We start from the raw sequence: 23,291 nt of genomic DNA, 5'->3' as shown, positions 1-23,291 counted from the left end.
GTGAAGCGCTCGCTCGGCTACGCCGTGCGAGCGCGTGACTGGTATCGGGAGTTCCGAGAGATCACCCTGATGTGTGTCGTCTACAACATCAAACGTTCCGTCAAGCAGTGAAATCCACCGCCCTATGGCGATTCAACACAGCCGAACGGGCTGCTTGGTCGGTTGATCATCCGTGTTCGGTTAAGACGGTAAATTAAGAGACTGCGCTCGATTGACGAGTCTATCGTTGTAGACCGCGTGGGGAGAGAATGTGCTAAACCAACTCTCCCCAGATCACATATGACAGCGGCTGACTTCCCTGTTTCCCGCCGAGCTAATCGAAGACATCGCGCGCGAGCGCGATGTCGTCCAGCGTGGCCGGAAAATCGACATCACGATGCTCGTCTGGACGCTGATCATGGACTTCGCCGTCGATGGGGAAGCCCGTACCATCGCCGGATTTCAACGTGCATACTCGGTAGTTCCCAACTGAAATCTCAACTTCTCCCCTGAACCGATGAGCTGTCGAAGTGAACGTCGCAGTGAACCGGTTCACCGGAGCTCAGAAGCGCTGCTACGTACCATAAGCTCCCAGTATCGGCTCCTTTCTCAAACCCAGTCAACAGCTGGTGCTCACGAAGGGCACCCCCGAGGCCGCGGGCTGGCCTCAACCCGCGGCCGAAGTGTACGCATCCGGCACGCCGACTCCGTTCATCTCGATCTTTCACCGCCGTTCCAACTCTTCTTCGAGCGCGTGGCGGATCCAGTCACAGAACACCGAGAACATGAACTCCTCAGACAGGTCGCGCCCGCCCCGACGTGGGCGGGCGACGACCGCCTACCGTAGCACCAACTACAGATTCTCCAGCAGGAAGCCTACCACCACGAACGCAAACCGCACAATCGGGTCTTGCGTCAACGTTACCGCTCGTGCACTCTGAAACAGCCGATAGCTGGATTCGATCGCCGATCGCTTCCGATAGCGGTGCTCGATCTGTGCGGGCGTGCGATCGCCTAAATCGCACGTCGCATACCCTCGAACCACTTTACTGTGTTTGCCGCGATCGCCGTTCTGATACGAGACCGAAACCGCGAGCGGGAAGCGGAGTTCCCGCTCGCTGTCCTTGTACATCCGGTAGATCGTCATGTACGATTTGTGCGTCTCAAGCTTCTCTTCGAGCCGGTCGCCTTACTCGGCGACCGGCACGACTGTTGCAGCGATCTCTCGTGAGCGGCGGATAACACGCTCGTTGTAGAAGCCTGAATCAGCCAGTAGCAACTCGATTTTCGAAGGGATAGGCCTCGACGCGGTCGAGAACGCGCTCGACTGCGTCAGCTTCCTTCTCGTCGCTGCGGACATAGGTCAGGGGAAGAGTGACCGGTTTCCCGTTAGCGACGAGGTAAGCGGTGCAATATCGGTGGCAGGTCGTGGTACCGTCTTTGGAGCTCATACGACAGAGTTCGCCTTCCTCATCACTGTAGGTGCCGTGATAGGGGTTATCGACGAAATCGATCGAGACGATCCTCGACCGCTCGGGGTGGAGGATCGTCAGGGCCAACTGCATGAACAGGAGATTAGCGGCGAACTCGAGCCAACCTCGGTCAAGGGTGTGGAGCCAGTCGAAGACGGTATCGTCGCAGGGGGCCTCGCGATTCTCGGCGTAGACTTCCCGAACGGAGGTCTGGTTGACGCTAGCAAGGATAACGACGGACCAGATGTCGCCAGGATCGAGGGGCGATCCCTCGATCCCTGGCAAGGGGGATTCTCTGATCACATCCGCCGCTACACCTTTGACGTCCCACGCCGAAAGGAACCCGTCTGGTTGAGGTATTTGTAACACACTCACTCAACCAGACATCTTCTCCAATTAGACCGATGCTTTAGCTCCGTCTCTCAACTCGATTGGGAACTACCGAAAGTAGACAGTGCGGATGCCCTGAGAGCTTCGAGTGACGCGTCGGTGAACGCATTCGCAACGCGTCCTAACCATTTGACCTCTCATGTTGCGTCGCTGCCGAGCATCAACGCCCCCCAAACTGGTGCGATTTCTCAGCTCTCAAGATCGATTAGCGTCCCCGAAAATTAACATTTGGGTTGAATGGGCAAGGTTCCTCATGCTACATGAACCCGCTCCCATCTCCTGCGTTTGGGACCAGTTCCGAGACGTCCCCAGTGACGATCTACCAGCGCACTCTGTTGATCCGAATGTTGTCACAATAGTGATGACGATTATCGAAATTCTCTCGGGAAATATAACAGCAATACATTTGTTATTCTGGCCGGTCCGCCGTCACGGACCCCGTGGCACATACTCAGGAACAGAGGTATTGATAGACACCTGGTGGACTAATCGATTCGAGTGCTGTCCAGACAGCTGAGCGGATCTCGGCACAACTGCCGAAGTAGCGGTTTGCTAAGGCGAGTTTGAGTTGTCGCCAGTACTCTTCGGTTGGGTTCAGATCCGGCGACCCCGTCGGGAAATACACCAGCTCAATTGGTCCATCGGCGGCGAAGTCCTTCACCGCCCCAGCGGTGAAGTCGTCGTCTGATCCAACAATACGACCAGTTTCTCGCCGAACTCCGCTTGGAGATGCTCCAGAAAGCGGATCGTCACCTCACCGGTCCACACTCCAGCACCGACGTCTCGCCGTACTCAGTGACTGCTCCCAGCAGGTTCACGCCCTCGCGAGAGGTAGACACGCCCACGGTCGGCCTCTCGCCAACCGGATATCATGCTGCGTAGAGATCCGCTCCAACCGCTTTTCGCGTCTGGTCGATCGTGACGACCGTGGCGTCCTCGTCACGGCGGCCTACTTTTTTTGACTGTCTGTTCGAACTCCCCGTGTTCGTCTTCATCCGCAGAGGTCGGCTCCCGCCGGGGTCTCTCCGGTGAGACCCCGGCCTTATGCATGAGTCGGCGAGTGTGGCGGCGTGTGCTGTCCGGTAAAGATTTCGTCGGTCATCCATCGACGGTCACCTCGGTTGCGAGCAGGTCGCCACCGCCCGCCGCTGGCGATGGCACCAACCGCTCGAACGCCTCGGCTGGCGTTTCCAGATTCTCCCAGTCGAGGCTCATGTGCGGGCGCTCCTCGTTGTAGAAGGTGAGGAACTCATCCAGGGTTCCGAACCGCCAGCGGTGCTTCTCGTAGGTCTGGAAGAACCGTTCGATCTTCCCGTTCGACTGTGGCCGCCCGACTTTGCAGAGCGTGTGCTCGATGTCATTGTCGAAGAGATAGCCTTCGAACTCGTGATCACAATCCGGCCGATCCTCTCGACGTGGATTGACGAACTCCGAGCCGTGGTCGGTGATCACCTCCAAGATCGGGACCGGACTGTCGAACTCCTCGCCAACGCTGTCAAGGAGTTCGACGGCACGGCTTGCCGAACTGGTGTCGGTCTCGATCATGTCGAAGACGCGCCGTGAGGCGTCGTCTTCGACCGCCAGCACCTGCTGTCCGCGGTCGTTGTGGTACCAGTCCAGGTGGACGCTGACGCCGGAATACTCACGCTTGAAGCGGACCCACGGCCGTTTACGGCCCTGCTTGGTTGGATTCTCGCTCACGTGGTCGTGCTCCTGGAGAATTTCGTGGACGCGGTTATTGGCAAGCGAGAGACCGTCTCTGACACGGAGGACGTGCGCGATGACGACCGCGCCAGCGCCTCGGCGCTGGCGGAGGTCAAGCACTCGATCTTTGAGGTTGTCGGGATGGTCCGCGTAGGGTTTGCGGCCGGGTATCTCCAACTGTGGAATCTCTCCGCTCTCGCGGTAGGGTTTGGCGAGTTGCTGGACCCGCCGCCGACTAATCTCGAACTGCTCGGCGACCAGCCCCGTGTCCATGTCGTGTTCGACAACTCGCTTACATATCCGGGTGACATCATCCTGATCAAGTTTCATCTCACCTGATTGATCGCCAGGGAGATAGCGCCGACGAAATCTTTGGCGGACACTACAGCGAGTGTGGCGGCGGGAGAAAGCGATATCGAATGCTCCCAAGAGGTAGTGCTGGGCGAGAGCGGTACTCCACGCTGGATCGTCGTATTCGGCTTTTTCAGGAGGTTCATGGAGCACAGCGGAGAATTCCTCAAGCTGCTCGTCTCTGAGGTGGGAAGGACGACCGGGGCGAGATTTGTCGTAGAGCGCGGCGTCTAATGAGCGAGAAAAGGTTTGAAAGTTAACTCAGCACTCGATACGTTACTTCGCGAACTCAGACAGTGTGCAGGAGATTCGAATGAGGAACAGGTTTCGGGCATTTGCAAAAATCATCCCGAGCATTAGAAGCCGCGCTCTACGAAGCGATTCAACCAGTTGTAGACGGTTTGGCGACCCCATCCGTATTTGTCCTCAATCGCTCATCTCGATAGATCGTAACGCCAATTCCGTTGGCGGATCAAACATCGGCCAACGATGGACGAAGAGTCAGTTCAGGTATTCCTTCCACCGCGTGAGCGATGCTNGGATCAAACATCGGCCAACGATGGACGAAGAGTCAGTTCAGGTATTCCTTCCACCGCGTGAGCGATGCTTCGAGCGTCTCCGTCTCGCCGAAACGGGCGAGACGGTGACGTGTGTCCATTGCGGAGATGACGCCGTGGTCAAACGCGGAACAACCGACAAGGACGCCCAGCAGTACTGGTGCAAGCACTGCGAGACCTACTTCAGCGACCTCACGAAGACGATCTTCTGGCAGCATCGGTTCGGACTCGAAGAGATGTTCTACATCGTCAAGGAGATGCGATCTGAGCCGACCGCTCAGATCGCTCGTGACCTTGATCGCGACTACGAAGCCGTGCTCAACTTCGTCCACAAAGTCCAGGACATCAGCGGTGATATCGACGAATTCGACCTCTACGGTGTGTGCGAAGCTGACGAGGTCTACGTCACAGCTGGTGAGAAAGGAGTCGAAGACGAGGATTCGAGTCCGCGCGAGCGCGGACTCTCAAAAAAGGACGCGGAACCTTCGAGTCAGACAAACCGCCAGTCTTGACACTCGTCCGTCGGGATGACGGACGAGTTCGGTTTCTCGTCTGTGAGAACCTACAAGATGCTAACGAAGATATCGCCGAGTACGGCGGTGGAAACGTCATCCTCTGCACCGATGGCTACACGATCTACGACGACATCGAGGACAAGGAAGGGGTGGACGGCCATCTGGCCGTCACCCACTCCGACACATACGTCATCGGTGATGCCCACACGAACACCTGCGAGAACCGCCACAGCTTCCTTCGCCAGTGGCTGGCGAAGTTCAGAGGTGTCTCGAAGCACCATCTCCAGAAATACCTCCGCTTTCTCGCCCTGAAACTCAACTCACCAGACAGCTGGTTCGAGAAACTGCTGTGTTACAATGTATCGGGATGAGCGTTGTCCTCAATATCGGCCGGAGAGAGTCCTTCAAGATACTCACGAGCAGCGGTGAAACGTCTGATCGCCTTCGGATCAGTCTCGTCCGCGAGTTGCTCGCGGACTCGACGTTTCGTGAGGTCGGGAATCTTGTTTTCTTCCTTGGCCATATCAGCGATTATTCCGCTGGCATATCAAAACTTCCGGCCTACGGTAATATTAATCGCCACAATCGAACTTTCCGTTACCATTCTATTCGGTTGGTCGTTCGCCTGACGAACATAGATTGTTCGGGATGGCTGGTCGTAGTGGTACGATAGTCAGCTCCTTGCGTATGATGCCAATACGGTACCTTAATGCGGTTCGAGGAGGATGACTCGTGTATGGACGAGGATGACCAGTTTATTCGGCGAATTCTGGTCAACAATTTCTCTCTCTCTGACTACGAAGCGGACGTTTACATTTCCCTCCTGCGGACGGGAAAACAGTCGATGGCCGATATCGCCGGTTCCAGCGGCGTTCCACGTCAACGGGTGTACGACATTACCGAGAAACTCCAAGACGAGGGTTTAGTGGAAGTCATCAACGAGTCCCCAAAACACGCCTACGCGCTCCCGCCTTCTGATGCGTTTCAATCTGTTCAGGACGAGATAAACGTCGCGATGACGCATATGGAGGATATGTACCAGACGCAAGAAGACATCGGGACGGAAATAGCCATGTTCAAAAACGAAGCTACGATCGAAAACTACCTTGAGCGTATTGTCGAGATCCCCTCGGTGACAATCTCGCTTACATTCCCGTACCAGTTGCTCGGTAAGTACGAGACGATATTCCGACAGATACCGGACGACGTTCACTCAAAGTGTATCATCTCGAACGTTCCCCGAGAGTTCATCGAAGATCAAACCATCAATCTGGAGTCAGTGACGACGCTCGCCTCACAGGTTCGTGGGACGCCGAAGGAAGAACCAGTCGCTATCTGCGCCGACAGGGAGACCTGTTTACTGTGGATAGGCCATCCCGCCCACGCAGGTCCGAATACCTCCGAAGGGTTCCACATCACCAGTCCGGAGGTTTCCTTCCTATTCGACCGGTTCATCACCGACTTGCTCTGGTCCCAATCGAAGCCGATTCGTCTCTCCGAGCACGTTCAAGAGTTGCCGAGAACGTTTCTCCGGATCAAAGACTGTATCGAGTACGTTAGTTCGGTCCGAGAACTAGGCACGTCGGAGACTCTACTGGTTGAGATCGAGGGCTTCGATACACGACGCAAGCAACCGATTTCAATCGCGGGTGAACTACTCGACTACTACCAATCTAATTCGGATATCCGCGCGTATCTCGTAATCAACGCAGAAGACCATGACAGTAACTCCGGAAACGTCGTATCAGTCGGTGGCTGGAATAGCGGGATCGAGGATTATGAGGCCCGACAAATCACCCTCCGCGACAAAAACATTAAGAATAACGATGATAAGAACTGACGCTGATCACGGACTCGGAGGGGTGCCGACGACCGTGCGGACCGTGAACACAGCATATAATAGCTTTCGCACAAAAGTAGTGGATAGATGACGTACGATATTCTGGTAATGGGGGAAGCATTTGTGGATTTCCTCCCGGAATCAGTTGGTCCAACCGAGAACGTAAACCGATTTCAGCGTCGGGCCGGGGGATCCGCTATCAACGTTGCAATCGGATTAGCAAACCTAGACGAAGTTCCACTCCTACGAACTCGCGTCGGACGTGACCCGTTCGGGAAGTTCCTCAAAGACACGGTCAGCGAACACGAGATACCGCTCACCTATTTCGAGACGGACGCGACTGCGCAAACGTCACTCTCCGTTGTGTCCAGGGATACCGAATCTCCGTCTGACCTCTCATTTACCTTCTATAGACACCAAACGGCGGATACGAGGATGGAACCTGACCTCATCCCGGACGAGGTACTCGCCGACACCAAGTGGGTCCACATCACGAGCGTACCGCTTGGCTCCGAGCCGAGTCGAACGGCGACTCTGTCTCTCATGAGGCGTGCACGTAAGCAAGGATGTACCGTCTCGTTTTTCCCGAACACCCGACCGCAACTCTGGTCTCGGCCGGGGCAGGTGGAACGAGACATTTCCGCCGCGATCGAATTGAGTGACATCGTTATGGGAACTCCCTCCGAACTCGCTGCTGCGGGCTACAAGTATTCCGACCCCTCCGAGCTGGCGCTAAAACTGTGTGAGATGGGGCCAGAGGCAGTCTTTCTGTGTATTGATAGCGTTCGCGCATTCGGCTACGTGACGAGTGAGCAACTCGAAGGGGTGGCTAACCACGACGGATTCGGCGTCACTCCCAAACACCCGATCGGTTCGACGGACGCCTTTACAGCCGCCGTCATCGCGTCGTACATGAACGACGTCATGTCGTTGCAAAAGATAGTCAAATCCGCGAGCGCAGTTGCCAGTATCTCAACGATGTCTCCCGGGGCGATCACCGCCTTCTCGTTGAAGGAGACCGCTTCGAGTCTGTTCCCGGACCTCCCCTGGTCCAACTAATCGATCCGACAGATCGAAACGTATCCCGAATAGGCACTGTTAAATTAGCAAAAATCGCCGGAAAGATGCGGGATAATTTCCTCAACAAACTTATATCAGGAACCTGATAGAATCGATTACGAAGCCGGGATCGACCGTATGAACGATTCATTACTGCCTAAATGAATGTATGGGTCGCTAAGAAAATCGAGCAAATACCGATTCATCCAGCTTATGTACGGCAGTTTTCCGCTAAATCAACAGTGCCTCGGCAGGAACGCTTTCAGCGACTTGTACTGATTTTCAATGTCCCAACGACGGCTGTAACTATTCGTGACGTGAGTGATCTCGTCGGGTTCGACGTGATTACGGTTGGTCACGAACACCGCATAGTTGTCGTCGGCGTCTTCATTAGTCGCGGGAACATACAGTAGCTCGGCGGTGTGGTGGACATCGCCGTCAATCGCTAGCGGAACGTCGTGCTTGACGGCCGCATCAACGTTCTCCTTGCTCTGGATTTCCTTGATCACGTCGTAGTCGTCATCGTACTTTGGCACCGGCGTCGTATAGATTAGGTCTCGGTCGTGAATCTCGGCGTAGACGTCGCTGCTGTAGAACCCTCGATCCAGCAGTACCTCGTCGAGAGCAACGTACTGCTGGGCAGCGCCCAGCAGTCGAGCGACCACCTCGGCTTTCGAATCGGCCGGTGTGTCGGCTGGTTCCCACTCCGACCGCTCCTTGACCGGTTCAATGCCCAGGATGATCGGGACATCGTTCCCGACGATCGTGATCGTCGCGAACGTATAGCCGTACTTCACCTCGCCATCATCGTAATATCCGCTCACCATCGGCGGATAGTCCGGCTTCGGGATCTCTTCGTCCTTGTCCACCCACGGCCAGACGTGGTAGGGGACGTGGGTGAAATCGATGGCCGCCACGACGTGGCGGTCATCGAATGGATCCTCGTGGCGGATCGTGCGGAGAATGTTCTCCGTCGCACCGTCGAACGCGTCCATGACAGCTTCATGGAACCGTTCAGTGAACGCCACTACATCCTCGATCCTGTACTCCTGTAGCGGGTTGGGGAGCTCCTCACCGGCTGGCGTTGCGAACTGCTTGATCACCCGCAGGAACGTTGAATCGTCGCAGACGTCGTTCTCATCGAGGAACCAGCCGGCCTCTCCCTCAGAGTGCGCACTGCCTTGGGTGAGACAGGCGTCGGAGAACAGATCAAGGATCTGTTCGTCCTCGTAGATTCTGTTCTCAGCTCTGTCAGAGTCGAACTCGCCGAAGCCGTGGCGTCGGGCGAGTTCGACGACTTTGCTTCCCTGCTTGCGAACGTATTCACGCGTCGCCGTTGGCTCGTCGTTTTCGTCCTCGATATCGTCGTCGCTGGGCTGTGTCGGTACGAGGGCGTCCGGGATGATGTCGTGGTCGTTGGCTTCCAGAGCGATCCCCGTTGCGGCGGCATCGAGTGTGGTCCTGGTCTGCTGACTGAACTGTTTCCACGCGTACGAGAGATTCTGCTGGGTCGGCGGTTTGTCCATGCCCAGTCCTTTCAGCAGTGCTGGCCGGTTCTTGAGGTGATCTGCGACCTCGCTTTGCGCGAGGTCGTAGATCGTCTGGTAGATGTAGACCCGTGCCATCGGCTCGGTACCGTTGGTGACTTTGTGCTGTTGGCGGTTGTCGGTTAGGCCATCGATCGGGATCGAGACGTCGCTGAGGACTCGCCAGAGATGATCGACAGTCTCACAGACCAGCCCAGCATGGTGGACGATCGCCCCCGCCAGCGCGGGGGCGTCGTCGTCCAGCGTCGACGTCATTTCTGTTGCCATTGCAGTTCCGAATCCGGGGCAGGGAGAGGTATCAACGCATCATATCGATTGCTGAGGTGACTAATCCAGAACCGTTGGCAGATCGTGTCGATCGCAGCGACAACAGTCGCTGCTCTCTCAGATTATCAGTTGTCTGGTAGTTTGTAGAAATCCACATCCCGAAGTTGTGGCTATATGGCCGCGGAGTAGTCCAAGATGACAGTCCCAATGCGTTGGATTTCGAGCGGGACCGTGCTGATTGCACTGGTGCTGAACGTCAGTCTCAATGNCGCGGAGTAGTCCAAGATGACAGTCCCAATGCGTTGGATTTCGAGCGGGACCGTGCTGATTGCACTGGTGCTGAACGTCAGTCTCAATGCATCGGTCTGAGTGGCCAGTGGGCCATCGGCGAACCCGATGGCCCACACAGCCACCACACGCGGCGAAGCGTTCGAACCGTTGCGCGATCAATCAAACGACTACGCCCGCAGATGCTGGGGACTCGCCGAGAACGATCTCGAGCAGGAACCCGTTTCCTGGCGCGGTTTTCACCTCGCATCGTACTGGTTTGATCACCCTGCCCACACCGATATCGAAGTGTTTCTCGCATGGTTTCCGATCACGATCGGCGGCACGCCGATCGATGATCCGTACGCCTCTTGGCACGCGAATACGGCCGATTTCGGGCTGATCACACGACTCCACCTCATCCGTCTCTATCACGGCTGGGAGCACGAAACGGCGCTCTGTCAGTACCTCGATGCCGAGACGTCGCTACGCGACGCGCTCGGCGTCGAGTCCTGTCCCGATCAGTCGACGCTNTGGCACGACCGCTTCACTCAGGAATATCGTGAAGACCTCCGCAAGACTGTCGAAAAGGTGGTTCGCGTTGCCCGTGTTCACGGCGTGGCCGTCTCCGGCCACGCCTTCAACCCGGAAGAAACCGGTGATGACGACGATACCGACCGAAGCGCCCGATCGGAGCGGCGGCTCGCTCGTCGCACAGCTAAGAAAGTCTGGCAAACGGCGAAACCACTGGTCGGGCCGGTCGTAGACTTCGACCGGCCCGACGACCCCGAGATCCACGACAACGCCTTCCTCGAGTTACACCCCTATCTCGGCTGTCGTGCCGATCTCTACGCCGAGACTGGTGCGTGTGACTTCGTCGAGGACACCACACGTGAACGGACGCCTACCGGTTCGTACCACCGCAACTGCATCCGCGACCTCTCCACCAAACAACAGCGTCGAAACCACCGCAGGGCGATGACCGAAGTCATCGCCCGTGCTCGACAGAAAGGAAAGCTCACCGGCAAGCAGACCACTGCAATCGACATCACTGAGGGCGATCCCTTCTACGGAAAACGCGAGACAGAGGAGCTCAAGAAGCAAATTATCGGCACGAAGGAGAAGAATTTGGAGGTCGCGTACCAGTACGCGACCGTCCAAGTCGTCGGGCAAGATATGCCGTTCGTGTTGGATGCCATTCCGGTAACGAAAGGGATGAAACGTGACAAGATCGTCAAAGATCTGCTCGAGCACGCGACAGACATGGTTGATATCGATCTCGTCCTGATGGATCGAGAGTTCGACAACGATGCTGTCAAAGGTGTTTGCGAGATATACGGTGTTCACTACCTCAACCCGTCGGCGATGTTCCGAGACGAGAAACTCACCGCACAGCAGCTCGCTGAGGATGATATCTCGGTACATCTCAAGACCACCGCGGCGTCCGGCTGGCGGCCGCCGCGGAGGCGGCTCTGGGTTCCGAGAGCCAACGTCAACAGCGACGAACTGCTACCTGATAGGGGTGAGAATGTGGATCTGGACTCGGCAGCCGAAGACGATTCGGCTGCCGAGAGTCCTACCGAAGAGCAGGGTGTTCGTGAGGAACTCGGCGAGGAATTCCTCGACATACTTGGTGATAGAGCCGATGAGGAGACGATTGACTGGGCTATAGGGTCGAAATTCCTGGAAACGAAAGAAGAGTCGTCGGACAAGGAGTCGTATGCCGTCGAGGACGACGGCATACAACACGTCGTCTTCGAGACGAATCACCCAGACCTGACGGTCTCAGATGGAGACGTAGAAAAGACCGAAACCGCGGTAATGCACAAGATAGCGCGGTTCACGCGACAATACGCGAACCGCTGGGGTATCGAAAACGGCTATAAGAAAACCAAGACGTTCATGGCCGAAACCACCAGCAAAGACCAACGCTACCGGTTCTTCAACTTCATCTTCGCGTGTTTGCTGTACTCACTGTGGCGACTCGTCGACATGCTGGTGAAGCACTCGCTCGACGACGAGCGAGCGCAACCTCGTGTGCGTGCATCGACGTTCTTGACGATCGCGAAGAAGGAGTACGGTCTCGATCCGCCAGAATAACCGCGTGACGGCACGGTGATTGCGGCGCGGGCCAGCGGCAGCGCTGGCCCGTACCTTCTCATTTCGCCATTTTGTTCTCTGAAACCGTCATCTACCACTATGTCCGTTTATTCTGGTGGCTGATTGCTTTTCTTTCGTGTGCAGAATTCCTCTCAAGTGCTGGAATCCGACACATTAGCCCCTCTATCTTGGCCTCCNTATTCTGGTGGCTGATTGCTTTTCTTTCGTGTGCAGAATTCCTCTCAAGTGCTGGAATCCGACACATTAGCCCCTCTATCTTGGCCTCCTGGGCCGCGACTTCGATATAGCGGTATACAGTGTAATAGCCAGAATCCGGTCGCAGTATGGCGATTTCTCCGTTTGACCAATCACGTCCGCTTAACCGGATAAACCGACGTGGATTTATGCATCCCCGCGCCCTCGGTGAAGCATAGATCATGCATCCGACTCAGGACAGCGCTTCTCGAGGTTTCAGCCACAATTACCGAAAACCGTCTCCTCGTTGCGAGCAGAAGCCAGGCGAAAGAGTTAGGCGTATTCAGAAACTTCGTATATACGTGAAAATAGAATGAGCACGACCGACAACACGCCCCTCTCCCGGAAACGGCTCCACTCTGTCTTCGAGCAGTTAGCCAACGACAGAAAGCTCGACATCCTCGGTTACGCTGCTGAACACGGCCAATTCCCTGTAACCGACCTCAAAGACGAGTTCGGCTTTCCCCATACCACTGCCCACGAGTACTGTCGTGACCTCGCCGAAGCAGGGTTACTCTATCGAGAGAAGGGTAAACCAGCAGTCTACTCCCCTGTCGATTTCGATATCCATCTCTCGTTGGACGCGATCTCTACAGCTGTCGCGGCTGAATCCGAGACGGTCGACTACATGCTCGCTGAGTATGGTGACGGAATTGTCGAAGAAGTCCTCGATATCTGGGAGCGGGTCGACGCAGGCGAACTCACCTACCGCGAAGCCAGCGCCAATCTCGAAATGACCCACGCCGATTTCCTTCGCCTCGCCGCCGAACTCGAACTCTTCGACCGATGAGTGTTATCGTTCTCGACGCAAACGCCGTCATCATGCACGGGCGAACGTTTCCCGAGCGCGTTCACGCCGCCGTCGAAGCCGATGCGAAACTCGTCCTCCCCCGATCAGTCAAACAGGAACTCGTCGATGACGTGCTCGATGCCGAAAACGCCCCAGACAACCATCGAGCCGCGGCACGAGCCATTCAGAACCTCATCGACGAGGGATATCTCGTGCTTCATAGCCCGGACTACGACGCGTATAGTGGCGTGATCGACGAAGCACGCCGCCGTATTGCCGATAACTCACTTCCAGAACACGACGTCAAGGCCGATCAGTACATTCCTGCACTCGTCACCGAGCTCGCACAGGATGAGGGTGTTACACTGGTCACGGCTGATAGAAAGCTTCGTGAGACGGTTCGAGCGATTACGGAACGCCAGAACGTCGCTGATCAAGTCACCCTATGCGATCCTCTCACAGTGCTATGAATTCCGATCCAGAGCGGGATATCGATTTTGACAGTGCTGTCGAGGCGTTCCTCGACGCCAAGCAGAAAGGTAACGATTCGGGGAACTACCGCGCACTCGCTGAGAACGTGCTTAGTCGGTGGAGTGAGTGGCTTCAAAGACACGGTGTCGATGATCTGGAGGACCTCGACAGTCAGAGCATGCGTCGATACGCCCAGCGCCTCCGGCGACGAGCTCGGGCGCGAGAAAGCGATCCAGAAACGGGAATCACGCCTGCCTCCGCCCGGACCTATTACGCGACTATCAGCGGCTTCCTCACATGGTGCGTCGAGGACGAACGCATTTCGACGAATCCAGCGCTCGCCCGTCGTGCCAAAACCGAACTCCCGCAGGACTCCGGCGAACGCACCACCCAGCAGTTCTGGTCGGCTGAAGATCGTACTCGGTTACTCCGATTTGTCGACAAACGCGCCCATGATGCTGTCGACGAGAAGGGCTATGACGCAACTATCGAAGTGCGTGATCGCGCGCTCATGCGCGTGCTCGCGTTCTCAGGCTGTCGCACTGCCGAGATCGCTCGTGATACCCGCGATGACCGACGACAGGGACTCCTCTGGAACGATGTTGATCTCGAGGGAGGCTCTCTGCGTGTCCTCGGAAAAACCCAAGAGTGGCAGGATGCTCAGCTCCCACGACAGACACGTAGTGCGCTTGAACGCCATCGAACGGTCCAGCGACCACTAAACAACGAGTGGCCTGTCTTTCCTACTGCGCATGCTCCTACGCTCTATCAACAGGCACGTGAGGAGCTTTCCGAGCGTGGCTTCGACGACGAAGAGGTCGAGACACTCCTCGACGAGAGTGATGTCGAAGAGGTCCTTCGTGAACACGAGATTCCGCCACAGAACCTCACCAAGCGGAGCGTTCGACGAATCCTCCGCGAACTGTGCGATAAGGCGGGGATCGATCCCGAAGGGGCTGCCGATTATCTCCAGGCCCACGGTGCACGCCGTGGTCTCGGCGACACGCTCTATCGCGAGCGTGGGCCCGGGGCAGCTCAGCGTGCGCTNATTATCTCCAGGCCCACGGTGCACGCCGTGGTCTCGGCGACACGCTCTATCGCGAGCGTGGGCCCGGGGCAGCTCAGCGTGCGCTCCGACACGAGGACCCACAGACCACCGCAAAGGCCTACCAGCACATCGACGCTGGTGACCTCGCCGAGGACGTTAGTGACGTCTTCGACGATGAATAAGTTGGCCTCGCTGTTGGAGTATATGGAACTTGACGACAACTCAGCCAACGAACAGTGGTCGCAGCCACGACGGACGATAGAGAGAATTTATGCCATGGGCCCCAGAACACTCGCCAGCAAGACGATCACGGGCCCTTAGCTCAGTGGTACGAGCGCTCGGCTCATAACAGGATTGCGGATCCACCGTGCCACCACATGGATTCGTGGTGTTGGGAGATACCGAGTGGTCGTTGGTTCGAATCCGACAGGGCCCATCACGACTCCTTACTATCCTCACGGAACCTCTCAACAGGTGGTCAATAAAACACCTTATCGAAGCAGTTCACCACCCACCGAACAAGTAGACGATCTGTTCACGATACCTTTTACCGGCTCGGCGAGTCGGGATCTGGCTGTCGCTACCCGGTTGGAGTAGTGGGTGAGTCTCACCAGTTCTTCGGGCGTACAACCGTCCGCTGCTCGTGCTTGTCAGTTAATTTGTGTCAGGCAGCAGTGCTACAGGCTGGAATTTACTGCATTGTATAATGCAAAGCATTTCCTGATGCTCTCCACCAGAAGCATTAATACATCTTATGAGGTACTCGTGTTCACGATGCAACGAATTGCGATCACTAATCAGAAAGGCGGGGTTGGAAAAACAACGATCGCCGCGCATCTCGCCGCTGGCCTCGCTCAGCACGGCCACGATGTCCTGGCCATCGATCTCGATCCACAAGGATATCTTATGGCTCACTATGGACTCCGGGAAGACCTATATCGGTCAGAAACAGACAATTTGGCGCTACACCTTGTTGGTGAAAGCGACAGTCCATTCGAAGATCTCATCGTCTCAACTGAAGAGGGGATTGACCTAATCCCCAGTAACTACGATATGCGTGGCGTCACCGATGCACTACATAACGCCCGCAACCGAGAGCGGCGGCTTGAAACACTCCTCTCGGATCTGCCCGAAGATGCATACGATTTCGTCATTGTCGACAGTCCCCCGAATCTCGGAGTCCTCACGGACAATGCAATCCTCGCCACACAACAGGTCCTGATTCCGATTCAAGCGGAAGACTCCTCACTCGATGCACTCGATATGGCGCTCGACGAATTCGAAGAAATCGAATCAGCGTTTGGTATCGATGTCGAAATCCTCGGAATAGTTCCGAACCTGGTTCCACGTGATGGCATTGCCGATTCAACGCTCGAAACACTTCGAGCGACGGATGGACTCCAGAACCTCGTCTTACCGTATGAAATTCGGAAGCGTGCGGATATCAAATACGCCATGCGTCACGGACAAACGCTCTACACCTATGATGATGAGTCAGATATGATCCCGGTCTTTGACCAACTCACAAACGACGTAGAAGAAGCAGTACATTAAATAATGCTGTGCATTATATAGTGCAGTAGTGCAAGTGATCCATAATGGCAAAAGACAACGACACCAGCGACCTCGAACGATCCAGTAACCGTCTCGGCCAGCGATTCTCGAACACATCCGAGTCAAACGGATCCGAAGACACGGAGGACGGACCAACAGAGAGTACGCAATCAGCGAACGCTGATTCATCCTCGGACACGAATGCGAGTGCGATTGAGTGGAAACCAACCACCGTCTACCTCCCGGAAAACACTCGCCGTGAATTCAGGCGGTTTCTGAAACGGCTCACTCTTGATCACCCAGAGATCGAAGATGCCGAAAAACGGCAGCTCCATACAGCACTCATCCGCGCCGGGATGGAACATCCAGAGGAAGTAGCAGAGTTTGCTGAACAGGAACTGTAACTCTATCAAGCTTCAGCAGGTTTTGGACCTCCATTGCCGGTATCGCCCCATCGGAATGAGAAGTCAACCTCCCTGGCACCCTCTCGAAGAATGGGCTTCTTACTCGATCCTTCGGACATAAACTCGATAACGCCGAGCGATTCAAGCTCTTGGAGGTTTCGATGAACGTCCTTATAGTCACGATCAACGATTTTTGCGGTCGCACGGATGCTCGATGGTTGTTCGGTCGCAATCGCTTCCACGAGTTCGAGATTCGACCGCCGCATGAGGCGTTCGACTTCTCCGAAGCTCTCGAAGTCGAGAATAAACCGTGCGTCCTGTTCGATAGCCGCACCGGTCTCACCCGCCTCAGCTCGGCGTAGGCGTTCGCGGGCTGCCGTCCTGTGGTTGTCGGCTTCCCCAAACGTGATTTTGAGTGTGTTTTCGGTCATGGTTATGGTAGGTCCTTGATCTCATCCAGAGATCGGTCTCTGAGCTTTAGCATTCCCGGAAATTCGATTTCCTGGATATCGGCGGACGTGTGCCGTTCGTGCCGATTCGGTGTTTCGTTCTCGTTGTCGTAACGGAGGATGGTGCCACGGTCGTCAGTGTACCCGTAGTGGAGCGCGTAGCGGTAGCCGCTCGGGAACTGGGGATCGTCCGTGCGGATGATTCTTCGCCGGATAACCTGCTTCCCGTCACGCTCCTCCTCGTCTTCGATGACCGTGAACCCCATCTCTACCCTATGGTATTCGCCCCATCACCATAAGGGTATGGGGAACTCCCCATCAGCTACTTAGCGGTGAGCGCGGCACGGTCCCGAGGGATATTCCCACAATGCCTTGTATTTCCATACCAACCAGAGACGACAAACCACCAAAGAGCGGCCGGCTTTTCACTTCGAACGCAGTGTGTCGAGAACACCAAAATGAGTGCGTGACAAGCTGCATTTCTAGCCTTATGTCATATCTCCGATCAACGAGCCACTTGTATTACCCAAGATCGAAGAACGTCAATCACTAGGCTCGGGCGAGTAACCCGGGTTCTGAGTTGTAGAATTTGACTCACTATGGCAGAGGGCATGATTTTGTGAATCTATCCACCATTATTGGACTAAGTACGAGTAAAATCAGTTGGTTACATTGTCTCTTCTTCGAATCTGAAATCAGGTGGGGAGTTTGCTCATACAGAGCTGGCTCGAAACCTATATCGCCAGCTCAGGTTTCGTAAATGACCTACGTGACGAATCCAGTTAACTGCCTCTGCTTGGATCGACTCATTCACACGAGCCATATATCTCCACGCTCGAAATCCACACTCTCTGGTATTTCTTCGAGTGCAGGACCGGATCGTTGGAAGGCACTGCCTTCCGGTATCTCGGAGAGATGCGCCCTCGCAGCGCGCACATTATCACTTACAGTCTGTTGAGTCTTTTCTCGAATCGATGCCCATTCGCTCTGAAACACGTTTTCCCGATGTTTGCGTCGAGATGGGGAAGTCGTCCCACTCGCTGGGATAGCATCTCTTGTAAAGATAAAATCAAACGCAGTGGCAGCACTGGGAATACATTTTGCGTATCCTGCTGTTGCAGACTGTTCAAGCCACCGAATGAGATGTGTGAGTTTACGGCTCGATATGTGTCGACTGATACTTGTGACTTCATTGAACTCAGTAGGATCTATGATCGAGTGATGTCCTATATCTAACCTAGATAAATCACCTTTTTGAACAAAAATCGTGGCACAGACGACGATTCCGTCACCGCAGTTGACGCTCGCTCTGTACCCGTAACTGTCGTCTTTGATGACATCGATAACGATGCTCTGATTCCAGTATCTAGGAGTGAACTGTTTGCAAGCGTCGTAGAGTACCGTATTTGGTTGAATCTGAAGAGTGGATCGCTCATCAGAATCGACATCGAGAGTGTGCTCAGGATCGGACTCATCATTATAGTCATTCTCGTATCGGACGAATTTAAGGAGAATATCCTGAAGTCCATGAATTGCCCGCTCGAACGTCTCCGGATGAAACCGCTCGGAGGTGTCGATCATCTGTCGTCCAGCGCCTTCGACTGCGTGGATACTTAGTTCATTCATATTTCAATATTACGATTGTATCGTACTTAGTTCTTTTCTTTGAATTTATACCTACAGCGGCGCTCTTGCCGTATCCATGTGCTGATCAAGACGTACCAGAAGAGTGTGGCTCAGTCTCGTTCGCTGCTGGACCTACCCTGTTGATCCAACTTCCTCGAACGCGCTGGTCATCTGGTCGGCGAGGTCGCCAGCTTCGATATGCGAGTAGTGCTCGCGAACGACCTCCTCGGAGTTGTTGAGCGCACGGGCGGCAGCGGCATGTCCTGACGTCCGCACGAGGACCTCACCAGCACCACGTCGGGCACTGTGCGGCATCAGGTATTCCTCGTCGTCATCGAGTTCGATACCTGCCTCCTCGCAGAGGCGTTTGAGGACGTGTCGGCCAGCGTCGGTCGTTATCGAGGTGGTTCGATGTCGTACTCAACGCAAACTTCGATCAGCGAGCGATCGGCGCGCATCTCTTTGATCTCCGTGTCGGTGTATCCACGTCGGTCCAGCGTGTCGGCCACTCGTTGAGAGAGCGTCGGACGATGAAACGAGGGGAACACCGGCCAGTTCTCGTTCGGTGCGTCGAGGGTCTTCTCGTATATCTGTCGCGGATGGAGTACCGGCTCGGGGAGCCCCCGATCGTCGAGACGCTGCTTTTTGGCAAACACTGTCGCATAGCGGTCTTCGAGGTGGACGNCCGGCTCGGGGAGCCCCCGATCGTCGAGACGCTGCTTTTTGGCAAACACTGTCGCATAGCGGTCTTCGAGGTGGACGTCCTCCCAGTAGAGCCCCTGGCGACGCTCGTCGTTCCGATCATGGAGGACCTCCGCACCCCGCACTTCGGAATACGACAAAAGGTACACCAGCGCGCGGTCGCGGCAGGCCTTGATCACTGCTTCACGGTCCTCACCGATCTCATCGATTGCAGTGTGGGCCTGCTCGTCGACGAACGTGGTGAGCTGTTGGCGATCCTCGGCGGACCAGGCCTGCTGGTCGCCGCTCTTGTGCCCGCCGTCGTCGGGAATTGGCTCGGTCGCGTTGCGCCGCTGGGCGACGTTCTCGGAGAGATGCCCTTTGCGAACTCCCCAGCCACAGAACGCCGAGACGTATGCGTAGTAGGTGCGCACTGTTCCCGCGGTCCAGCCCTGACGGGCGAGGTGGCGCGCGTACTCGCGGAGATGGCCCGAATCCAGTTCGTCGAACGTCGTCACGACGTCTTCGTGATCCGTGAGAAAGTCGACGAACCGATCGAGCTCGCGACCTGCGTCCTGGCGGTAGTTCCCGCTCTCGCCGCCCTTTCCTTTGCCTTTGTCTGTCAGGAAATCCTCGATGACTGCATCGATCTGTACCACGCTACACACCACCGTCGAATCCATTCGGTTGATCACCGTTCTCGCAGAGGTCGGCTAGGTGGATTGCTCATGCACAGCCACCTTCGAAATTTAGACTGCCGAGATCAGTCATGTATGAGCAATTCACCTACCTGGCTTCAGGGCGTATCGAGAGCTATTGGAGAAGTGGAAAAAGAAAGCCGAAGTTTTACGCCGCGATTCAGTGAGTCGCTTCTTCGAGCACGAGCGTGTCGTCTTCGAGATAGTGTTCGAGATGGTGGGCGTACTCCTCGTAATCGGTGATCGCACCACGGAGGACTTCCTCAGAGGTGTAATCGCCCAAGTTGCTCGTGAGTTCGATGTGGTCGCGGAACCGCTCGACGATATCGGCGAGCATCTCCATGTCGTTCGCGAGCGAGGTTCGGATATCGTAGACGTCCTCACCCTCAAACGCCACGTAGCTGTGGTCGTCGAGGTTAACGGGACCAGCGACCGGAACGCCGCCGAGTGCCTGAGCGCGTTCGGCAATCACGTCGGCGTGCTCCTCGACGTCCTCGTAAGCCTCTTCGAGGAAGCGATGAATCTCAAGGAACTCCGCGCCCTCAACGTTCCAGTGGTGCTTCTTGAGCTGGTGGTACAGCACGTACGACGACGCGAGGTCGGCATTCAGTGCGTCGATGACCTGCTCTGCGCGTTCGGCCTCAATACGGGTCGCTGGCGACTCGTCGACGGTACCGAACTCCTGCTGTACGCTGAATTCGGATTCTTGGGAACTCATCACTCCTACTTAGTTCGACAGCTGACTTAAATATTCCTATTTTGGAAAGGGATTTTGGCATACCAAAAAATAATATTCTCGGGTTGAGGGTGTGGTATCGGCTATCTCGTTGATTACTTCGTGAGGCAAGCTCAACATCCTTCAGATCGTGACAGAACCCTGAACTTCGGGCATCCAACAACCTGGGGTCGGCTAAGTTCAGTAGTTCACAAAGCGGGTTAGATGAACGGGCTGCTTGGTCGGTTGATGCGACCGGAGCAAGCAGCCAACGAACTCACAGAAGAGCAGGTGCTTAACTTTCTCGTCAACACTCTCGACGAGGAGATCGATATCGAACTCGGCGAGAACGCCGATATCGACTCCGAGGACATCTGGGACGTCCTCGTCGGCGCAACAGCCGACGAGGACTCGGTCAGTCATCTCTGCGAGATCTCAGAGGAATCGCCCCACGCCAACACGATCCTCCACCATCTCCGGACGAAGTTCGAGCTCGAAGAGCTCGAACGAGTCGGTAAGACACTCATCCAGCAGGATATCCTCGAACTGCTTCCGGATCGGCCGGTGGAGGTCGTCGCCGACCTCCACCTCCGTCCGTACTACGGCGAGGAGTACGAATCTAAAGAAGAGCTCTACAGCTCACTCGCTAAAGCCGGAACGACGACGTTCCACGGCTATGCCACGCTCTACGCCCGTGTACGCAACAAACGCTATACGTTGGCGGTGCGCCGTCTGACCGACGGCGACACCGCCAGCTCGGTCCTCGCGGAACTGCTCGGCGTGCTCGACCGCGAGTTCTACGATACGTACTGTTTGACGCTGCTCGCCGCCCACAACTACGCTTTCGTCATGCCGATAGTGAAGTGGGGCGAGAAGATCCAGAACGAACTGAGCACAGACTGGAGCCGCGTGATCGACCACGACCTCCAAGGTGAAATCGACGGTCACACGTGGACCGTCGATTTCCCGGTCTATATCGACTGTACGTACCAGCAAGGGAAGTACGATGAGGAAGGTGTGGCGCGTCACGGCTACGCCGTCGACGCGCCGTTCATCGAGACGCCACGCCAAGCCAGGAAACACTACAGCCGTCGATTCGGTATCGAATCGACCTACCGTCTGTCCGAACGAAGCATTGCGAATACGACGACACAGAATCCAGCGGTGCGGTTCCTGTACGTACTGATTAGCTTCCTCCTCCAGAATGCGTGGCGGTATCTCCACTGGGAGTACGTGGCGTCGCCGCGCCGAGGCGCGCGACGCCTCTGGTCGTGGCGATTCGACGAGTTCCTCGGAATGGTACGTCGTGCAACGGAGACGGCGCTCGCCGTGCGTCGCGCCGTCCCCGCAAACAAGCCACCGGACGACCGCTTCGAGCGCTAATCCACCGACCAAGACCGTCCGCTCGGCGAGTGGCAACACCGTCGCGTCGGCGGCGTTCCGCCGCCGACTGCGACAGGTACGATGCTCTCGGTGTCGAACCGCTCTCCTCAGCAGTTGCTCGGTACCGATTTCTCTACCGAACTCACGTCTCAAAAGCAGTCAGCCGAGGAGCTTTGTGAGGTACTGAGCGTGTTTCGAGGCTGTAGAGAGCGTCGTAGTCAACGTCAGCGCCTTCGATTTTAGCGGATTCCATAGCTTCCTTGCGGAGGAGTGAGGTGTAGAGTACTGGCGGGAAATCGAGTTCGAGACTCATTCCACTGAGTTTCCCTAGCCAGAACGTCGCGTCTGAGAGCGTCTCGTAGAAGTCATTCCCGAGAGCGAGGTCTCGGGATGGCGGCAGCGGAGCAGGTTTGTAGTACGACCTCCGTCCGTACGTAATGAGTTCGCCAGGAGCGTTAGAATCGAGTTCAGACTGTTGCATACATACTCGACCAGTAGAGCGTCACGGTGTATTAATCTATTGCCAGTATATGAATAGATGAGGGGTTGAGATTGGCTACAGATGAATACAGCTGCAGTATATGAATTTCAGGAAGTCATATGATGTCGGTAGATACAACTCGCAGGGACGGCCGGATAATCAGTCACGCTGATCACTCCACTTCAGAAATGGAACAACTCGTCCTCACAGAGTTCCGTTGATAGTAAGTTGCCTTGTTGCAGCGCTAGCTGAGGGTGTTCTCAGCTGCTTTCTACGGTGTTTTCGTGAGACTTGTGAGGATTTGGACGCCCTCTTGCGATATGAGGTCGAAACGGCTGTGTTGAATCACTAGATGGCGGCAGGATGGGTCGCTAAATCAAAGGCGTTGAAGCGAGAGACTTGAGTTGATCATGACGCAAATCTCCCGCTTCACCGAGCGATGCGTAGNGTTTCCCTCCACTGTCTCCGGATTTACCTCGATACGTCCTACCGCATGACCATCGACTTGTTGAAGGAGATGCCGCAAATAATCCGGGAAATCGGCCTTGACACGGCCGATCTCCCTGCCCCGTCGACGTTGTGTAAGGCACTCGATCGTATCGAGATGAGCCTCTGTCGAGTGCTGCTGCGCCAGTCGGCGCAGCTACACGACCCATCCGAACACGCCGCCCTCGACGCCACGTTCTAC

At 55.8% G+C, this 23,291-nt stretch carries 16 protein-coding genes, 1 tRNA gene and 8 pseudogenes; 13 read left to right on the top strand and 12 right to left on the bottom strand.

Features of this window, described 5'->3' with window-relative positions:
- Both C450_RS21850 and C450_RS21845 read left to right on the top strand, forming a co-directional pair.
- A pseudogene (locus C450_RS21850) lies at nt 1-111 on the top strand (IS5/IS1182 family transposase); the annotation flags it as partial.
- Nucleotides 112-289: 178 nt separating this feature from the next.
- Nucleotides 290-469 (top strand): annotated as a pseudogene (locus tag C450_RS21845) (IS4 family transposase); the annotation flags it as partial.
- 234 nt (nt 470-703) lie between these two features.
- Here the strand turns inward: C450_RS21845 and C450_RS19185 are convergent.
- The 4 genes and pseudogenes from C450_RS19185 to C450_RS23075 all read right to left on the bottom strand — a co-directional run bounded on the left by C450_RS19185 (nt 704) and on the right by C450_RS23075 (nt 3,875).
- Nucleotides 704-1,820, bottom strand: a pseudogene (locus C450_RS19185) (ISH3 family transposase).
- Nucleotides 1,821-2,292: 472 nt separating this feature from the next.
- The gene (locus C450_RS23570) at nt 2,293-2,538 is read right to left on the bottom strand and encodes a transposase (RefSeq protein ID WP_080510340.1); all 246 of its coding nucleotides are present in this window, start codon (nt 2,536-2,538) and stop codon (nt 2,293-2,295) included.
- A gap of 242 nt (nt 2,539-2,780) precedes the next feature.
- Nucleotides 2,781-2,903: pseudogene (locus C450_RS23565) on the bottom strand (IS630 family transposase); the annotation flags it as partial.
- Nucleotides 2,904-2,939: 36 nt separating this feature from the next.
- Nucleotides 2,940-3,875: an integrase core domain-containing protein gene (locus C450_RS23075; protein WP_241430435.1), complete on the bottom strand. Its 936-nt coding sequence runs from the start codon at nt 3,873-3,875 to the stop codon at nt 2,940-2,942.
- Between the two features lie 42 nt (nt 3,876-3,917).
- On the opposite strand from C450_RS23075, the gene C450_RS23560 reads away from it, so the two are divergent.
- Together C450_RS23560 and C450_RS21065 are read left to right on the top strand one after the other, a co-directional pair.
- Nucleotides 3,918-4,130, top strand: a complete 213-nt coding sequence (locus C450_RS23560) for a hypothetical protein (protein WP_152424545.1) — start codon at nt 3,918-3,920, stop codon at nt 4,128-4,130.
- Between the two features lie 325 nt (nt 4,131-4,455).
- Nucleotides 4,456-5,339, top strand: a protein-coding gene (locus C450_RS21065; RefSeq protein ID WP_085945738.1) for an IS1595 family transposase whose coding sequence is annotated in 2 segments (ribosomal slippage) — nt 4,456-4,918 and nt 4,918-5,339 — 885 coding nt in all. Because the reading frame shifts where the segments join, the coding sequence is not laid out codon by codon here.
- A gap of 11 nt (nt 5,340-5,350) precedes the next feature.
- On the opposite strand, the pseudogene C450_RS21835 reads toward C450_RS21065, so the two are convergent.
- Nucleotides 5,351-5,491 (bottom strand): annotated as a pseudogene (locus C450_RS21835) (IS630-like element ISHwa16 family transposase); the annotation flags it as partial.
- A 213-nt stretch (nt 5,492-5,704) separates the two neighbouring features.
- Here C450_RS21835 and C450_RS19155 point away from each other — a divergent pair.
- Nucleotides 5,705-6,808, top strand: a complete 1,104-nt coding sequence (locus C450_RS19155; protein ID WP_161606982.1) for a TrmB family transcriptional regulator — start codon at nt 5,705-5,707, stop codon at nt 6,806-6,808.
- 87 nt (nt 6,809-6,895) lie between these two features.
- Nucleotides 6,896-7,867 carry a carbohydrate kinase family protein gene (locus C450_RS19150; protein ID WP_005046449.1) on the top strand — a complete coding sequence of 324 codons (972 nt, stop codon included), beginning with the start codon at nt 6,896-6,898 and terminating at the stop codon, nt 7,865-7,867.
- Nucleotides 7,868-8,103: 236 nt separating this feature from the next.
- On the opposite strand, the gene C450_RS19145 is transcribed toward C450_RS19150, so the two are convergent.
- A complete protein-coding gene (locus C450_RS19145; protein ID WP_241430434.1) occupies nt 8,104-9,681 on the bottom strand; it encodes a transposase in 1,578 nt (525 codons plus the stop codon).
- Between the two features lie 1,245 nt (nt 9,682-10,926).
- On the opposite strand from C450_RS19145, the gene C450_RS23065 reads away from it, so the two are divergent.
- The 5 genes from C450_RS23065 (at nt 10,927) to C450_RS21055 (ending at nt 16,166) form a co-directional block, all read left to right on the top strand.
- Nucleotides 10,927-12,048, top strand: a complete 1,122-nt coding sequence (locus C450_RS23065) for a hypothetical protein (protein ID WP_241430433.1) — start codon at nt 10,927-10,929, stop codon at nt 12,046-12,048.
- A 568-nt stretch (nt 12,049-12,616) separates the two neighbouring features.
- Nucleotides 12,617-13,093: a helix-turn-helix domain-containing protein gene (locus C450_RS19130; RefSeq protein WP_005046440.1), complete on the top strand. Its 477-nt coding sequence runs from the start codon at nt 12,617-12,619 to the stop codon at nt 13,091-13,093.
- Nucleotides 13,090-13,563, top strand: coding sequence for a hypothetical protein (locus C450_RS19125; RefSeq protein ID WP_005046438.1), 474 nt, complete (start codon nt 13,090-13,092; stop codon nt 13,561-13,563). Before C450_RS19130 ends, C450_RS19125 begins: the two co-directional genes overlap by 4 nt.
- Nucleotides 13,564-14,923: 1,360 nt before the next feature.
- Nucleotides 14,924-15,048 (top strand) — tRNA-Ile (locus tag C450_RS19110).
- Between the two features lie 338 nt (nt 15,049-15,386).
- Nucleotides 15,387-16,166 carry a ParA family protein gene (locus tag C450_RS21055; protein WP_161606980.1) on the top strand — a complete coding sequence of 260 codons (780 nt, stop codon included), beginning with the start codon at nt 15,387-15,389 and terminating at the stop codon, nt 16,164-16,166.
- A gap of 409 nt (nt 16,167-16,575) precedes the next feature.
- Here C450_RS21055 and C450_RS19090 read toward each other — a convergent pair whose 3' ends face one another.
- From C450_RS19090 to dpsA, 5 genes and pseudogenes are all read right to left on the bottom strand, one after another.
- The gene (locus tag C450_RS19090) at nt 16,576-17,001 is read right to left on the bottom strand and encodes an HVO_A0114 family putative DNA-binding protein (protein ID WP_005046430.1); all 426 of its coding nucleotides are present in this window, start codon (nt 16,999-17,001) and stop codon (nt 16,576-16,578) included.
- 2 nt (nt 17,002-17,003) lie between these two features.
- On the bottom strand, nt 17,004-17,285 hold the full coding sequence (locus C450_RS19085; protein ID WP_005046427.1) for a toxin-antitoxin system TumE family protein: 282 nt from the start codon (nt 17,283-17,285) through the stop codon (nt 17,004-17,006).
- Between the two features lie 544 nt (nt 17,286-17,829).
- Nucleotides 17,830-18,600 (bottom strand): hypothetical protein, encoded by a 771-nt coding sequence (locus C450_RS21830; RefSeq protein ID WP_152424542.1) that lies wholly within the window; start codon nt 18,598-18,600, stop codon nt 17,830-17,832.
- Between the two features lie 155 nt (nt 18,601-18,755).
- A pseudogene (locus C450_RS19075) lies at nt 18,756-19,985 on the bottom strand (site-specific integrase).
- Between the two features lie 199 nt (nt 19,986-20,184).
- On the bottom strand, nt 20,185-20,742 hold the full coding sequence (gene dpsA, locus C450_RS19070; protein ID WP_005046416.1) for a DNA starvation/stationary phase protection protein DpsA: 558 nt from the start codon (nt 20,740-20,742) through the stop codon (nt 20,185-20,187).
- A 246-nt stretch (nt 20,743-20,988) separates the two neighbouring features.
- Between dpsA and C450_RS19065 the strand changes: the two genes are divergently transcribed.
- The gene (locus C450_RS19065; RefSeq protein ID WP_005046413.1) at nt 20,989-22,122 is read left to right on the top strand and encodes an ISH3 family transposase; all 1,134 of its coding nucleotides are present in this window, start codon (nt 20,989-20,991) and stop codon (nt 22,120-22,122) included.
- A gap of 181 nt (nt 22,123-22,303) precedes the next feature.
- Here C450_RS19065 and C450_RS19060 read toward each other — a convergent pair.
- Nucleotides 22,304-22,603: pseudogene (locus tag C450_RS19060) on the bottom strand (Fic/DOC family N-terminal domain-containing protein); the annotation flags it as partial.
- Between the two features lie 410 nt (nt 22,604-23,013).
- Between C450_RS19060 and C450_RS19055 the strand changes: the two are divergent.
- Nucleotides 23,014-23,291: pseudogene (locus tag C450_RS19055) on the top strand (IS5/IS1182 family transposase); the annotation flags it as partial.

The sequence above is a fragment of the Halococcus salifodinae DSM 8989 genome (assembly GCF_000336935.1).
Lineage (GTDB): Archaea > Halobacteriota > Halobacteria > Halobacteriales > Halococcaceae > Halococcus > Halococcus salifodinae.
The sequence above is the reverse complement of the archived record's forward strand: the minus strand, read 5'-3'. Positions and strand labels throughout refer to the sequence as shown.

Bases quoted from the DNA above. Each gene is read 5' to 3' on its own strand.
- C450_RS19085 (WP_005046427.1), bottom strand. From the start codon at position 17,285: ATGGGGTTCACGGTCATCGAAGACGAGGAGGAGCGTGACGGGAAGCAG.
- C450_RS23075 (WP_241430435.1), bottom strand. From the start codon at position 3,875: ATGAAACTTGATCAGGATGATGTCACCCGGATATGTAAGCGAGTTGTC.
- C450_RS19125 (WP_005046438.1), top strand. From the start codon at position 13,090: ATGAGTGTTATCGTTCTCGACGCAAACGCCGTCATCATGCACGGGCGA.
- C450_RS19155 (WP_161606982.1), top strand. From the start codon at position 5,705: ATGGACGAGGATGACCAGTTTATTCGGCGAATTCTGGTCAACAATTTC.
- C450_RS21830 (WP_152424542.1), bottom strand. From the start codon at position 18,600: ATGATCGACACCTCCGAGCGGTTTCATCCGGAGACGTTCGAGCGGGCA.
- C450_RS19150 (WP_005046449.1), top strand. From the start codon at position 6,896: ATGACGTACGATATTCTGGTAATGGGGGAAGCATTTGTGGATTTCCTC.
- C450_RS19130 (WP_005046440.1), top strand. From the start codon at position 12,617: ATGAGCACGACCGACAACACGCCCCTCTCCCGGAAACGGCTCCACTCT.
- C450_RS19090 (WP_005046430.1), bottom strand. From the start codon at position 17,001: ATGACCGAAAACACACTCAAAATCACGTTTGGGGAAGCCGACAACCAC.
- C450_RS19145 (WP_241430434.1), bottom strand. From the start codon at position 9,681: ATGGCAACAGAAATGACGTCGACGCTGGACGACGACGCCCCCGCGCTG.
- C450_RS19065 (WP_005046413.1), top strand. From the start codon at position 20,989: ATGCGACCGGAGCAAGCAGCCAACGAACTCACAGAAGAGCAGGTGCTT.
- dpsA (WP_005046416.1), bottom strand. From the start codon at position 20,742: ATGAGTTCCCAAGAATCCGAATTCAGCGTACAGCAGGAGTTCGGTACC.
- C450_RS23065 (WP_241430433.1), top strand. From the start codon at position 10,927: ATGACCGAAGTCATCGCCCGTGCTCGACAGAAAGGAAAGCTCACCGGC.
- C450_RS21055 (WP_161606980.1), top strand. From the start codon at position 15,387: ATGCAACGAATTGCGATCACTAATCAGAAAGGCGGGGTTGGAAAAACA.